11 protein-coding genes are annotated in these 12,615 nt (G+C 65.2%); 9 read left to right on the forward strand and 2 right to left on the reverse strand.

Going from position 1 to position 12,615, the window contains the following annotated elements; all coding sequences use genetic code 11:
• The first annotated feature begins 187 nt into the window (after positions 1–187).
• From dapA to purC, 4 genes are read left to right on the forward strand one after another with little or no spacing between them, the layout of a single operon-like run.
• On the forward strand, positions 188–1,072 hold the full coding sequence (dapA, locus tag C4S71_RS06980) for a 4-hydroxy-tetrahydrodipicolinate synthase (RefSeq protein WP_010629732.1): 885 nt from the start codon (positions 188–190) through the stop codon (positions 1,070–1,072).
• Between the two features lie 50 nt (positions 1,073–1,122).
• Positions 1,123–2,094 (forward strand): lipoprotein, NlpB, encoded by a 972-nt coding sequence (locus C4S71_RS06985; protein ID WP_234247156.1) that lies wholly within the window; start codon positions 1,123–1,125, stop codon positions 2,092–2,094.
• 20 nt (positions 2,095–2,114) lie between these two features.
• The gene (locus C4S71_RS06990; RefSeq protein WP_234238567.1) at positions 2,115–2,900 is read left to right on the forward strand and encodes an MBL fold metallo-hydrolase; all 786 of its coding nucleotides are present in this window, start codon (positions 2,115–2,117) and stop codon (positions 2,898–2,900) included.
• Positions 2,901–2,943: 43 nt separating this feature from the next.
• Entirely contained in the window at positions 2,944–3,657 is a 714-nt protein-coding gene (gene purC, locus C4S71_RS06995; protein WP_086511421.1) for a phosphoribosylaminoimidazolesuccinocarboxamide synthase, read from the forward strand.
• 61 nt (positions 3,658–3,718) lie between these two features.
• On the opposite strand, the gene tsaA is transcribed toward purC, so the two are convergent.
• Positions 3,719–4,474 (reverse strand): tRNA (N6-threonylcarbamoyladenosine(37)-N6)-methyltransferase TrmO, encoded by a 756-nt coding sequence (gene tsaA / locus C4S71_RS07000; protein WP_234247155.1) that lies wholly within the window; start codon positions 4,472–4,474, stop codon positions 3,719–3,721.
• A gap of 84 nt (positions 4,475–4,558) precedes the next feature.
• Between tsaA and C4S71_RS07005 the strand changes: the two genes are divergently transcribed.
• Positions 4,559–5,095: a GNAT family N-acetyltransferase gene (locus tag C4S71_RS07005; RefSeq protein WP_103968684.1), complete on the forward strand. Its 537-nt coding sequence runs from the start codon at positions 4,559–4,561 to the stop codon at positions 5,093–5,095.
• Here the strand turns inward: C4S71_RS07005 and nadC are convergent.
• Positions 5,092–5,946, reverse strand: a complete 855-nt coding sequence (gene nadC, locus C4S71_RS07010; protein WP_103968685.1) for a carboxylating nicotinate-nucleotide diphosphorylase — start codon at positions 5,944–5,946, stop codon at positions 5,092–5,094. The genes C4S71_RS07005 and nadC overlap by 4 nt on opposite strands.
• A gap of 77 nt (positions 5,947–6,023) precedes the next feature.
• Here nadC and ampD point away from each other — a divergent pair, with 77 nt between their 5' ends.
• The 4 genes from ampD to adk all read left to right on the forward strand — a co-directional run bounded on the left by ampD (position 6,024) and on the right by adk (position 12,549).
• Entirely contained in the window at positions 6,024–6,584 is a 561-nt protein-coding gene (ampD, locus tag C4S71_RS07015; RefSeq protein ID WP_103968686.1) for a 1,6-anhydro-N-acetylmuramyl-L-alanine amidase AmpD, read from the forward strand.
• 334 nt (positions 6,585–6,918) lie between these two features.
• Positions 6,919–9,591 carry a pyruvate dehydrogenase (acetyl-transferring), homodimeric type gene (gene aceE / locus C4S71_RS07020; protein WP_103968687.1) on the forward strand — a complete coding sequence of 891 codons (2,673 nt, stop codon included), beginning with the start codon at positions 6,919–6,921 and terminating at the stop codon, positions 9,589–9,591.
• A 61-nt stretch (positions 9,592–9,652) separates the two neighbouring features.
• Positions 9,653–11,656, forward strand: a complete 2,004-nt coding sequence (gene aceF, locus C4S71_RS07025) for a pyruvate dehydrogenase complex dihydrolipoyllysine-residue acetyltransferase (RefSeq protein ID WP_103968688.1) — start codon at positions 9,653–9,655, stop codon at positions 11,654–11,656.
• 236 nt (positions 11,657–11,892) lie between these two features.
• Positions 11,893–12,549, forward strand: a complete 657-nt coding sequence (adk, locus tag C4S71_RS07030) for an adenylate kinase (RefSeq protein ID WP_010629712.1) — start codon at positions 11,893–11,895, stop codon at positions 12,547–12,549.
• Positions 12,550–12,615 lie beyond the last annotated feature (66 nt).

Consider the following 12,615-nt stretch of genomic DNA (forward strand, 5'->3'; position numbering starts at 1 on the left):
CTCCTGTGGTCGTTGGAAAGCGTTTCATTACACGCAGCTAGGCGTTCGCTGTCAAAGAGCCCGTCGGCGTGCTGTACAGGCCTGTGCGGCCTGAGTACCATTTACCTTTTGCTCGTGGCCATGTCGAAACATGACCCTCGGGTGCGGCAGAGCGCTATTGCGTGCTATTGCGTAGAGGAACGAGAGGATGATCACTGGCAGTATCGTCGCCCTGGCGACGCCGATGAAGGCCAATGGCGATATCGACTGGGAGGCGTTGCGCCGCTTGGTGAACTTCCACCTGGAGAACGGTACCGACGGCATCGTGGCAGCCGGCACCACCGGTGAGCCCACCACCATGTCGTTCGCCGAGCACTTCGACGTGATTCGCGCCGTGGTGGAAGAGGTCGACGGTCGCATTCCGGTAATCGCCGGCACCGGGGCCAACGCCACTTCCGAGGCCGTCGAGCTGGCTCGCTATGCCAGCGAAGTGGGTGCCGATTACTGCCTCTCGGTGTGCCCCTACTACAACAAGCCGACCCAGGAAGGCCTCTACCGCCACTTCAAGGCCGTGGCGGAGGGTAGCCGCCTGCCGGTGATTCTCTACAACGTGCCCGGTCGCACCTGCTCCGATCTCTACAACGAGACCGTGATGCGCCTGGCCGAGGTCGACAACATCATTGGCCTCAAGGATGCCACCGGTAACCTGGAGCGCGCCGAAGACCTCATTTCACGGCTCAAGGGCAGCGGTTTCATGCTCTACTCCGGCGATGACAGCACCGCCTGCGAATTCATGCTCATGGGCGGCAACGGCGACATCTCGGTCACTGCCAACGTGGCGCCCAAGGCCATGCATGAGCTGTGCGTGGCAGCGGTCGCGGGCGATGCCGACCGTGCGCATCAGATCAACACCCGACTGATGCCGCTGCATACCAACCTGGGCATCGAGTCCAATCCGATACCGGTCAAATGGGCACTGCACCGCATGGGCCTGATCGACCAGGGCATTCGTCTGCCTCTCACCTGGTTGTCCGGCAAGTACCATGCGACGGTGGACGAGGCCCTGCAACTGGCCGGCGTGATCGACGATTGAGGCGAGTGGGAAGCCCCGCCGCCCTGAGAACCTGACTGCAAGGTGACTGCATGAATTCTGCGCTGAAATGGATGCCGCTGGTGGCCGTGGCCGCCCTGGCCACTGCCGGCTGCGCCCGCGAAGGCTTCTACGACGACCGCAACATCGACTACGTGAGCGCCCAGCGCAGTGCGCCTCTGGTATTGCCCGAGGGGCGCAACGAACAGCGCTATCGCGATGCCATGCCGGTGCCGCAAGCACAGGGCAGTCTGCGCCCCAGCGATGAGCGTTTCCGTGCCCCCAGCCCCACGCGCCTGACCTCTGGCGGTGCGGTGGAGCGCGACTTCGTCGAGCGGCGTGAAATCGGCAACGACCAGTGGCTGGTGGTAGCGTCCGACCCGGGCATGGTGTGGCCCCAGCTACAGGACTTCACCCGCGCTCGCGGTCTGCAGGTGCAGTCCAGCGACGATGCGCGCGGCGTGCTGGAAACCGCCCAGGGACGACTGAGCGTGCGGCAAGGGCTGCGCGCCGGCGACAGCGAAGTGCGCTGCGACCTGAACGGCCGCCCGGTGGCCGCCTGTCTGGATGCGCTGGAGCAGCACTTCAGTGCCCGTAGCGCCACCGCCAGCGCCGCTTCACTTGCCGGGCAGCAGATCGCCAGCGAGGACCGCCTGAGACTGGAGCAGCTATCCAGCGGCGAATGGGTGGTGCGCATTCCGCTCGACGTCGACCGCGTGTGGGCCGAGCTGAACCACCAGCTGCAGGCCGACTTTGCCGTCGAGGGGCGACGCGAGCTGCTCGAGCAGAACCCGCAGCAGCACGACTTCCTGGTCAACTACATGACCGTCTCGGAGCGTGGACGCGGCTTCCTGCAGATCGCCTTGAGCCCCGACGTGCGCCAGATGCCCCAGGAGATTCGTCTGGTGCTCGAGGCCGAGGGCCCCGAGCGCACCACGCTGCGGGCCGTCAACGAGAGCGAGCGGCGCTTCAGCGAAGAGGACGCCCGCGAGCTGCTCGAGCGGGTGTCGGGCCTGCTGCGCTGATGCCGCAAGGCGACGCCAGCGTGCCGCTTCCCACACCCGGCAAGCTCAGTTTTGCCTCGCTCGGTAGCGGCAGCAAGGGCAATGCGACCCTGGTCAGCGACGGCGAGACCTCGGTGCTGGTGGACTGCGGCTTCGGCCTGCGCGAGACCGAGCGCCGCCTGGCGCGCCTTGGCATGCATCCGCGCCAGCTCGATGCGCTGCTGGTCACCCATGAGCACGGTGATCACCTGCGCGGTGTGGGGCCGCTGGCACGCCGCCATGGGGTGCCGGTCTACCTCACGCCGGGTACCTGGCTCTCCGGACGCCTCGGCGAGGTGCCCCAGCGTCACTGGATCACGCCACAGTCGCGCTTTGCCGTGAAGAGCCTGGTGATCGACCCGATCACGGTACCCCACGACGCCCGCGAGCCGGTGCAGTTTCGCTTCGAATCCCGTGGCTGCCACCTGGGCGTGCTGACCGATCTGGGGCATCCCACCGAGCACGTCATCGAGGCATTCCGCGGCTGCGACGCCCTCATTCTCGAGTGCAACCACGATCGCCATATGCTCGAGGTCGGCCCCTATCCGCCGCAGCTCAAGCGGCGCGTGGGCGGTAACTGGGGGCATCTGGCCAACGTTCAGGCCGCGGCGCTGTTGCGACACCTGGGGCTCGATCGCCTGCAGCGCATCGTCTGCTCGCACCTTTCCGAACACAACAACCGCCCCGAGCTGGCCCTCGAGGCACTCACGCCGCTGCTCGACGGCGATGCATCACGCCTGACGATTGCCGCCCAGGACAGCGGGTTGCAGTGGCAGGCGATCCGCTGAATTGCCACGCTAAGGTCATTGCCTTCACCTTCTGGAGACCCCCATGGAAAAGCGTCAAGAACTCTATGCCGGCAAGGCCAAATCGGTGTACGCCACCGACGATCCCGATCTGCTCGTCCTGCATTTCCGTGACGACACCAGCGCCTTCGATGGCGAGCGCATGGAGTCGCTGGCACGCAAGGGCATGGTCAACAACCGCTTCAACGCTTTCATCATGGAGAAGCTGGCTGCGGCGGGCATTCCCACCCATTTCGAGAAGCGTCTCTCCGACACCGAGAGCCTGGTCAAGAAGCTCGAGATGATCCCGGTGGAGTGCGTGGTGCGCAACATCGCCGCCGGCGGTCTGGTCAAGCGCCTCGGCGTGGAGGAGGGGCGCGAGCTCACGCCGCCCACCTTCGAGCTGTTCCTCAAGAACGACGCGCTGCACGACCCGATGATCAACGAGTCGCTGGCCGAGACCTTCGGCTGGGCCACGCCCGCACAGCTCGCCGAGATGAAGTCGCTGACCTTCAAGGTCAATACGGTGCTCAAGCAGCTGTTCGCCGACGGCGGCCTGCTGCTGGTGGACTACAAGCTCGAGTTCGGCCTGTTCAAGGGCCAGATTGTGCTGGGCGACGAGTTCTCGCCGGACGGCTGTCGCCTGTGGGATGCCGAAACCCGCAACAAGATGGACAAGGACCGCTTCCGCCAAGGCCTCGGCGGCGTGATCGAGGCCTACGAAGAGGTGGGCCGTCGCATCGGCGTCGAGTTCGACTGATCGTTACAAATGCGCCTGTTGCTTCCGGAGGGCCCTGCGGGGCCCTTCGTCGTTGGCGACCTCAAGCCGGCACGATTTCCACCACTTCCATCATTGGCATACCGTCATCGTCGAGGCTGCGAAAGCGCACGTCGACGTCGCGCAACCGCACGCCGTAGAGCCGTTCCTCGGCGCCCTTGCGGTAGGCGGGGCGAGGGTCCTGGGCCAGTACCTGGCGAATGAGCTCACGCAGCGAGGCGGCATCCTCGCGCGTGGCCAGCGTCGCTTCGGCTGCAGCGCTGAAACGCACCGCCAGCTGCGGCGGCGGGTCGGGGGCGTAGCCGGCGCGGGCATCGGGCAGCGCCTCCGCCCAGGGCAGGTAGGGCTTGATGTCGAGCACTGGCGTGCCGCTGATCAGATCGCAGCCCGTCAGGGCCAGACGCACTCCCGCTCGATTGTCGATCCCAGCTATGTCGATCCCACCTATGTCGACCCCACATAGTTTCACCAGCGACTGTCCCAGGCGGTTGGGGCGATGGGTGCTGCGACTGGCGAACACGCCGACCTTGGCATTGCCGCCGAGCCGCGGCGGGCGCACCAGGGGTGTCCAGCGCGTTGGGCTGTGATGAAAGACGAAGGTCAGCCACAGATGGCTGAAGGCCTCCAGGCCGCGTACGGCAAGCGGGTCGTCATAGGGCGGGACGAGAATCAGGCTGGCGCGCGCTGCCGCGGCCAGGCCGGGTTGACGCGGTACGCCGAACTTGTCGGGAAAATCGCTTTCGATGTAGCCGATGGGCTGCATCGAGTAGCTTTCCATGGAGTGGAGTGGGCGGGTCATGGCGCAGATTATGCCTGCCATTGGCCCCAGCGGCGAGCTTGTGTACTCTGCATGCCGTAACAGTCACGCGAGACACGAGTAGAGATGGAAACGACGACCCCGAACGATTCGCCGTCCGCGGCGACCCGCTCGCCGCGGATCCTCTATCGCCAGGCCAAGGCCCGCGATGGCGCCGATCAGGCCGAGGTATTCCATCACGCCGTGATGCAGGGCGCGGCCACGCACTACAGCGTGGTGGAGCGCGAAGCGTGGGCAGCGACGATGCCACGAGAGGGCAGCGTATGGGGCGCCCGCCAGGCGCTTTACACCACCCTGGTGGCGACCTGCGACGGGCGCTGCGTGGGGTTCCTGGAACTCGACGTGCCCGGCGGCCATATCCATACCCTGTATGTCTGGCCTTCACTGGCGCGGCGTGGCATCGGCTCGACGCTGCTGCTGTATGCCGAGAGGATGCTGTTGGAGCACGGCCATGGCCGTGCCACCATCGATGCCAGCCGCATGCTGGCCGAAAGCCTGCTGCGGCGCGGCTGGCGGGACCTCGGCATCGAGTGGGTGACGAGGGAAGGCGTGAGGCTCGAGCGGCAGCGGCTGGAGAAGCCCCTCGCCGCCGTCGAGACTTAACGTTTTTCGAGTGCCGTGATACGCATCGACAGATCGATCGCCTTAACGTCCTTGGTCAGGGCGCCGCTGGAGATGCAATCGACGCCGGTAGCGGCGATCTCGCGCAGGGTGGTCTCATCGACGTTGCCGGAGGCCTCCAGGGTCGCCCGGCCAGCGTTGCGCTTCACCGCCTCGCGCATGTCGTCCAGCGTGAAATTGTCGAGCATGACGATATCGGCACCGGCCGCCAGTGCCTGATCGAGCTCATCGAAGTTTTCCACCTCCACTTCCACCGGCAGATCGCGGGCGATGCTGCGCGCCTCCTTGACGGCGGCGGCGATACCGCCGCAGGCGGCGATATGGTTCTCCTTGATCAGGAAGGCGTCGTACAGCCCGATACGGTGGTTGTGCCCGCCGCCGCAGGTCACCGCGTACTTCTGCGCCAGGCGCAGGCCGGGCAAGGTCTTTCGCGTGTCGAGCAGACGCACGCCGGTGCCCTCGAGCAGATCGACGTAGCGGCGGGTGCGGGTGGCAGTGGCGGAGAGCGTCTGCAGCAGGTTGAGCGCCGCGCGCTCCCCGGTCAGCACCCGGCGGGCGGGGCCCTCGATCTCGAGGAAGCACTGGTCGGCCTCGAGGCGGTCGCCGTCCGCGGCACTCCAGCGCAGCTGAACGGTGGGGTCGAGGCGGCGATAGATCTCCTCGACCCAGGCCACGCCGCACAGGATGGCCGGCTCGCGGGTGATGACCCGGGCCTTCGCCCACTGCGACTCGGGAATCAGCTGCGCGGTGATGTCGGCGGGGCCCACGTCCTCGGCCAGCAGGTGAGCGGCGGCTTCGCGAATCGCTTCGACTAGGGCGTCCTGGTAATGCATGGCGGGCCTTTTCATGTTCATGGAGCGTCGGGACCGTCATTATAGGGAATCCAGGTCCGCGACGTCAGGGGAGCGAGATGAGAATCGAGGAAGGCTGGCTTGAGGGTGTCCGGCGCGTGGTGTCGCCCAATCAGGATGCGCGTCCGCAAGGTGAGGTATCGGCGGTGGTGCTGCACTCGATCAGCCTGCCGCCCGGCGAATTCGGCGGCGAGCACATCGAGCGGCTGTTCACCAACACTCTGGATGCCGCTGCCCACCCCTTCTTTCCGAGTATCGTGCAACTGCGGGTTTCCGCCCACCTGTTGATTCGGCGCGACGGTGAGTGCGTACAGTTCGTGCCTTTCGACCGGCGTGCCTGGCATGCCGGTCGTTCCTGCTGGATCGATGAGGGACGGATACGGCGGGCGCTGAACGACTTCACCGTGGGCATCGAGCTGGAGGGGGACGAGATCCATGCCTATCGTGAGGCCCAGTATCGCTCGCTTGCTGCGGTCACGAAGGCTCTCAAGCTGAACTACCCTGACATGAACTATGCCCGTATCACCAGTCATGCGAGAGTCGCTCCGCTGCGCAAGAACGATCCCGGCCCGGCTTTCGATTGGGCCTATTTCCGCCAGTGTCTCAAAGCGTTGGGTTGATCGACACGACGAGGGGGCGAAACCGGGCGCAAAGTGATCATACGGTAGTTTTATTACATTCGAGACATTTTCGGCTGAAACTATCGGCGAGGCACGTAACAGCTTGTGTTGCAATGCAATAGTCAAATTGTGGAAAAAAATTCCATTCCGTTTCGATTGGCAGGAAGACCACTTTACGGTATGTTCTACGCCATTCGTTGTATGCGCTTCTGTAAAATGACTACAACAGCCGCATCGCGGCCTGACATTCCCCTGATCGTCAGTAGTGCAATCCGCTCCGGCGTTCTTCCGCCTGGGGCCATCTGACATCACATTGTCACTCGGAGAGACGTCTATGAGTCTGGAGGCAAGAGAAGATTTCGATCCGGTCGAAACCACGGAATGGCTGGATTCCCTGGAGTCGGTCCTGGATCGTGAGGGCGAGGAACGCGCTCGGTACCTGCTGACACGCCTGGCCGATCGGCTGCGTCGTGACGGCATGCAGGCACCCTTCTCGATTAAGACGCCGCATCGCAACACCATTCCGGTGCATCGCGAAGCGCCGATGCCGGGCGACCTGTTCATGGAGCGGCGCATTCGCTCGCTGATCCGCTACAACGCCATTGCCCAGGTCATCCGCAACAACCGTGCCCACCCGGGCCTGGGCGGCCATATCGCCAGTTTCATGTCCGCCGCCACACTCTACGACGTCGGCTTCAACCACTTCTTCCGTGCGCCCAACGGCGACTTCGAGGGCGACCTGGTCTACATCCAGGGCCACGTGGCGCCGGGCGTCTACGCGCGCGCCTACCTGGAGGGGCGCCTCACCGAGGCGCAGATGGACAAGTATCGCCAGGAGGTCGACGGCGACGGGCTCTCGTCCTACCCGCACCCGTGGCTGATGCCGGACTTCTGGCAGTTCCCCACCGTTTCCATGGGCCTGGGGCCGATCCAGGCGATCTACCAGGCCCACGTGATGAAGTACCTCGACTCCCGCGAGCTGCGTGACATGCAGGATCGCAAGATCTGGTGCTTCATGGGCGACGGCGAGTGCGACGAACCGGAATCCCTCGGCGCCATTCACCTGGCCAGCCGCGAGAAGCTCGACAACCTGATCTTCGTCATCAACTGCAACCTGCAGCGCCTGGACGGGCCGGTGCGTGGCAACGGCCGCATCATCGACGAGCTCGAGGGGGTCTTCCGCGGGGCCGGCTGGAACGTGCTCAAGGTGGTCTGGGGCCGGCTGTGGGACCCGCTGTTCGAGAAGGACAAGAAGGGCATCCTGCAGAAGCGCATGGACGAGGCGGTGGACGGCGAGTACCAGAACTACAAGGCACTCGGCGGCGCCTATACCCGCGAGCATTTCTTCGGCAAGTACCCGGAAACCGCCGAGATGGTCAAGGATCTCTCGGACGAGGACATCTGGAAGCTCAACCGCGGCGGCCACGACCCGTTCAAGGTCTACGCGGCCTATCACGAGGCGGTGAACAACGCCAACGGCCGTCCCACCGTGATCCTGGCGCACACCGTCAAGGGCTACGGCATGGGCAGCGGCGAGGGTGAAGCCGCCATGGAGGCCCACCAGGTCAAGACCATGGAATACGAGGCGCTGAAGAAATTCCGCGACCGCTTCGGCATTCCGCTTTCCGACGAGCAGCTCAAGGAGGTGCCGTACTACAAGCCGGCGGACGACTCGCCCGAGCTGAAGTACATGCATCTGCAGCGCGAGCGCCTGGGCGGCTACCTGCCGCAGCGGCGCAACGACTTCGAGGCCTTGACGATCCCGTCGCTCGAGGACAAGACCTTCGCCACCCAGCTGGCCGGCTCCAAGGGCCGTGAGATCTCCACCACCATGGCCTTCGTGCGCATTCTCAACGGCCTGGTGAAGGACAAGAAGATCGGCCAGCAGGTGGTGCCGATCGTGCCCGACGAAGCGCGTACCTTCGGCATGGAGGGGATGTTCCGCCAGCTCGGCATCTACACCTCGGAAGGCCAGAAGTACGAGCCCGTCGACAAGGGCCAGATCATGTTCTACCGCGAGGACAAGAAGGGCCAGATCCTCGAGGAAGGCATCACCGAGGCTGGGGCGATGTCGGCGTGGATCGCCGCGGCGACCTCCTACAGCAACCACAACCTGCCGCTGCTGCCGTTCTACATCTACTACTCGATGTTCGGCTTCCAGCGCATCGGCGACCTGGCCTGGGCGGCCGGCGACCTGCAGGCGCGCGGTTTCCTGGTCGGCGGCACCGCCGGGCGCACCACGCTCAACGGCGAGGGGCTGCAGCACCAGGACGGCCACAGCCATCTGCAGGCGGCCACCATTCCCAACTGCCGCAGCTATGACCCCACCTACGCTCACGAGGTGGCGGTCATCGTCCAGGACGGCCTGAAGCGCATGTTCGCCGACAAGGAGAACTGCTTCTACTACCTGACGGTGATGAACGAGAACTACGAGCACCCCGAACTCGAGGAGGTGCCCGTCGACGACATCATCAAGGGCATGTACCTGCTGCGGGAGCACAAGGGCGACAAGGGCCACGTGCAGCTGCTCGGCTCCGGCACCATCCTGCGTGAGGTGGAAGAGGCGGCGCGGATGCTGGCCGAGGAGTGGGGCGTGGGCTCCGACGTGTGGAGCGTGACCAGCTTCAACGAGCTGCGCCGCGAGGCCCTGCTGCTCGAGCGCGAGGCGTTCATCAACGCTGCCGATGAGCCGGTCAAGCCTCACGTCACCCGCTGCCTGGAAGGGCGCAAGGGCCCGGCCATTGCCTCCACCGATTACATGCGCCTGTTCGCCGACCAGGTACGTGCCTGGGTACCGACCGACTACCATGTACTGGGGACCGACGGTTACGGCCGCTCCGACACCCGCGAGAAGCTGCGCCATTTCTTCGAGGTCGATCGCTACTTCGTCGTCGTGGCCTCGCTGAAGGCGCTGGCCGAGCGCGGCGAGCTGGATCGCAAGGTCGTCGCCGAGGCGATCAAGAAGTACGGCATCGATCCCAACAAGCCCAATCCGCTGACGAGCTGATCCGGTGGCAAGGCGGGCTGGTGCCCGCCTGTTCCAGGCACGATTTGGAAGGAGCGCGACCTTGAGTAGCGAAATCATCAAAGTTCCAGACATCGGCGGCAGCGAAGACGTCGAGATCATCGAAATCGCCGTGTCCGAAGGGGACGTCATCCAGCCCGAGGACACCCTGATCACGCTGGAATCCGACAAGGCCAGCATGGACGTACCCTCGCCCAAGGGCGGCAAGGTCGTTCGCGTGCTGGTGAAGGAGGGCGACACCGTCTCCGAGGGCGACGACATCGTCGAGCTCGAGGTGGAAGGCAGCGGCAGCAGCAGCGACGCCGGCAGTGACGAACAGGCTGAGCCCGCCGAGCCCAAGCGCGAGCAGGCCTCTCAGGCTGCGGCGGAGAAGCCGGCGGCGAAGAAGGCCAGCGGCGGCGGCAAGCGCACCGTCGAGATCAAGGTGCCCGACCTGGGCGGCTCCGAGAACGTCGAGATCATCGAAGTGGCGGTCGCCGAAGGTGACGAGGTGGCCGAAGAGGACACCCTGATCACCCTCGAGTCGGACAAGGCCTCGATGGACGTGCCGAGCCCCTACGGCGGCAAGCTGGTCAGCCTCACCGTCAAGGAGGGCGATACCGTCTCCGAAGGTGACATGATCGGCACCATGGAGATTGCCGGCGAGGGTGGGGAAGACGAACCCGAGCCCGAGCCCGAAGCCGTCGAGACCACCGCGGAGCCCGCCGAGCAGGCCGAAGCGCCGGCCGAGGAAGAGGCCGTGAGCGGCGAACCCGAGCGCCGCGAGATCCGCGTTCCCGATCTCTCCGGTTCCAGCGACGTGCCGATCATCGAGATCGCCGTGAGCGCCGGCGACGAGGTGAACGAGGAAGACCCGCTGATCACCCTGGAGTCCGACAAGGCCTCCATGGACGTGCCGAGTCCCTACAAGGGCAAACTGATCGAGCTCACCGTCAAGGAGGGCGATACCGTCTCCGAGGGCGATCTGATCGGTTATATCGAGGTGGCCGGCAGCAAGCCTGCCGACAAGCCGGCCGAGCAGAAGGCCGCGGCACCGTCATCGGCCAAGGCCGACAAGCCGGCCTCGACCCCGGGCGGTACGCCGAGCCCCGAAGCGCAGATGGCGGCCCACAAGCCCCGCGACGGCAAGCTGGTCCATGCCGGTCCCGCGGTGCGCATGCTGGCCCGTGAGCTCGGCGTCGACCTGGGCCTGGTCAAGCCGAGCGGGCCGAAGGACCGGGTGCTGAAGGAGGACGTCCACGCCTACGTCAAGCAGGTCATGGCCGGGCAGGCCAAGGCACCTGCCGCCGCGCCGACGGCAACTGGCGGCGCCGGCATTCCGCCGGTGCCGGATCAGGACTTCAGCCAGTTCGGCGAAGTGGAAGAGAAGCCGATGGGGCGCCTGCTCAAGATGGGCGCCACCAACCTGCACCGCAGCTGGCTCAACGTGCCTCACGTCACCCAGTTCGACGAGGCCGACATCACCGAGCTCGAGGCTTTCCGCAAGGCGATGAAGGCCGAAGCCGAGGCTCAGGGCGCCAAGCTCACGCCGCTGCCGTTCCTGATCAAGGCGTGTGCCTTCGCCCTGCGCAAGTTCCCGCAGTTCAACGTCAGCCTGAAGAGCGACGGCGAGACCATCGTGTGGAAGAAGTACGTCCACATCGGTATCGCGGTCGATACGCCCGACGGGCTGATGGTGCCGGTGATCCGCGACGCCGACAAGAAGTCGCTGATCGATCTGGCCAAGGAGAGCGTGGAGCTGGCCGGCAAGGCCCAGTCGAAGAAGCTCAAGCGCGAGGAGATGACCGGTGGCTGTTTCACCATCTCCAGTCTGGGCTCCATCGGCGGTACCGCCTTCACGCCGATCGTCAACGCCCCGGAAGTCGCCATTCTCGGCGTCTCCAAGGCGCAGATGAAGCCGGTGTGGAACGGCGCCGACTTCGAGCCGCGTCTGATGATGCCGCTGTCGCTCTCCTACGATCACCGCGCCGTGAACGGTGCCGATGCCGCGCGCTTCACCGCCTTCCTGGCGGCGGCGCTGAGCGACATTCGCCGCATGCTGCTGTGAACGTGATCTGAGATGACACCGACGGCGCCCTACGGGGCGCCGTCGGTGTTTGAGCCCCACTTTCGGGTGGGAATACCAAAGTGCAACCCGCCCATAATTGGCTGATAATGCAGCGGCTTTGGCGCCCAGGCGGGGCTTGCCCGATAGCCTGCGGTTGTCTGGTGCCGTCGCCGCGGTTATCGTTCATGACATTCCACTTACTCACAAGAATTTCCACTCTCTCAAGGAGCAGCTAGATGCGTTTGATCCTGTTGGGCGCCCCGGGGGCCGGCAAGGGTACCCAGGCCCAGTTCATCTGCGAACGCTACAAGATCCCGCAGATTTCCACCGGCGACATGCTTCGCGCGGCGGTCAAGGAAGGCAGCGAACTGGGTCTCAAGGTCAAGGAGATCATGACCAGCGGTGGCCTGGTGTCCGACGATCTGATCATCTCACTGGTCAAGGAGCGCATCGCGCAGCCCGACTGCGAGAACGGTTTCCTGTTCGACGGCTTCCCGCGCACCATTCCTCAGGCCGACGCCATGAAGGAAGCCGGGGTCAAGATCGACCACGTGCTCGAGATCGCCGTGGAAGACGAAGAGATCGTCAAGCGTCTGGCCGGGCGCCGGGTACACCCGGGCTCGGGCCGGGTCTATCACGTCGAGTACAATCCGCCCAAGGAAGAGGGCAAGGACGACGTCACCGGCGAAGCGCTGATCCAGCGCGACGACGACCGCGAATCCACCGTGCGCAACCGCCTGGCGGTCTACCACGAGCAGACCGCCCCGCTGGTCGACTACTACCAGCAGTGGGCCGAGGAAGCGCCCGAAGCGGCCCCGGCCTACCACCGTGTGGAAGGCGTGGGCAGCGTCGACGAGATCACCCGCAAGGTGGTCGAGGCGCTGGACGCCTGAGTCGATTCGGTGTGAATCGGTATGAAAGGCCCGCCTTGGCGGGCCTTTCGCGTGGCGGGCCATCGT

The sequence above is a fragment of the Billgrantia desiderata genome, assembly GCF_900108215.1.
GTDB classification, from domain to species: domain Bacteria; phylum Pseudomonadota; class Gammaproteobacteria; order Pseudomonadales; family Halomonadaceae; genus Halomonas; species Halomonas desiderata.

What these genes read in the sequence shown, in the direction of transcription:
- dapA (WP_010629732.1), top strand. Translation starts at nt 188, where the DNA reads ATGATCACTGGCAGTATCGTCGCCCTGGCGACGCCGATGAAGGCCAAT.
- C4S71_RS06985 (WP_234247156.1), top strand. Translation starts at nt 1,123, where the DNA reads ATGAATTCTGCGCTGAAATGGATGCCGCTGGTGGCCGTGGCCGCCCTG.
- purC (WP_086511421.1), top strand. Translation starts at nt 2,944, where the DNA reads ATGGAAAAGCGTCAAGAACTCTATGCCGGCAAGGCCAAATCGGTGTAC.
- tsaA (WP_234247155.1), bottom strand. Translation starts at nt 4,474, where the DNA reads ATGACCCGCCCACTCCACTCCATGGAAAGCTACTCGATGCAGCCCATC.
- C4S71_RS07005 (WP_103968684.1), top strand. Translation starts at nt 4,559, where the DNA reads ATGGAAACGACGACCCCGAACGATTCGCCGTCCGCGGCGACCCGCTCG.
- nadC (WP_103968685.1), bottom strand. Translation starts at nt 5,946, where the DNA reads ATGCATTACCAGGACGCCCTAGTCGAAGCGATTCGCGAAGCCGCCGCT.
- ampD (WP_103968686.1), top strand. Translation starts at nt 6,024, where the DNA reads ATGAGAATCGAGGAAGGCTGGCTTGAGGGTGTCCGGCGCGTGGTGTCG.
- aceE (WP_103968687.1), top strand. Translation starts at nt 6,919, where the DNA reads ATGAGTCTGGAGGCAAGAGAAGATTTCGATCCGGTCGAAACCACGGAA.
- adk (WP_010629712.1), top strand. Translation starts at nt 11,893, where the DNA reads ATGCGTTTGATCCTGTTGGGCGCCCCGGGGGCCGGCAAGGGTACCCAG.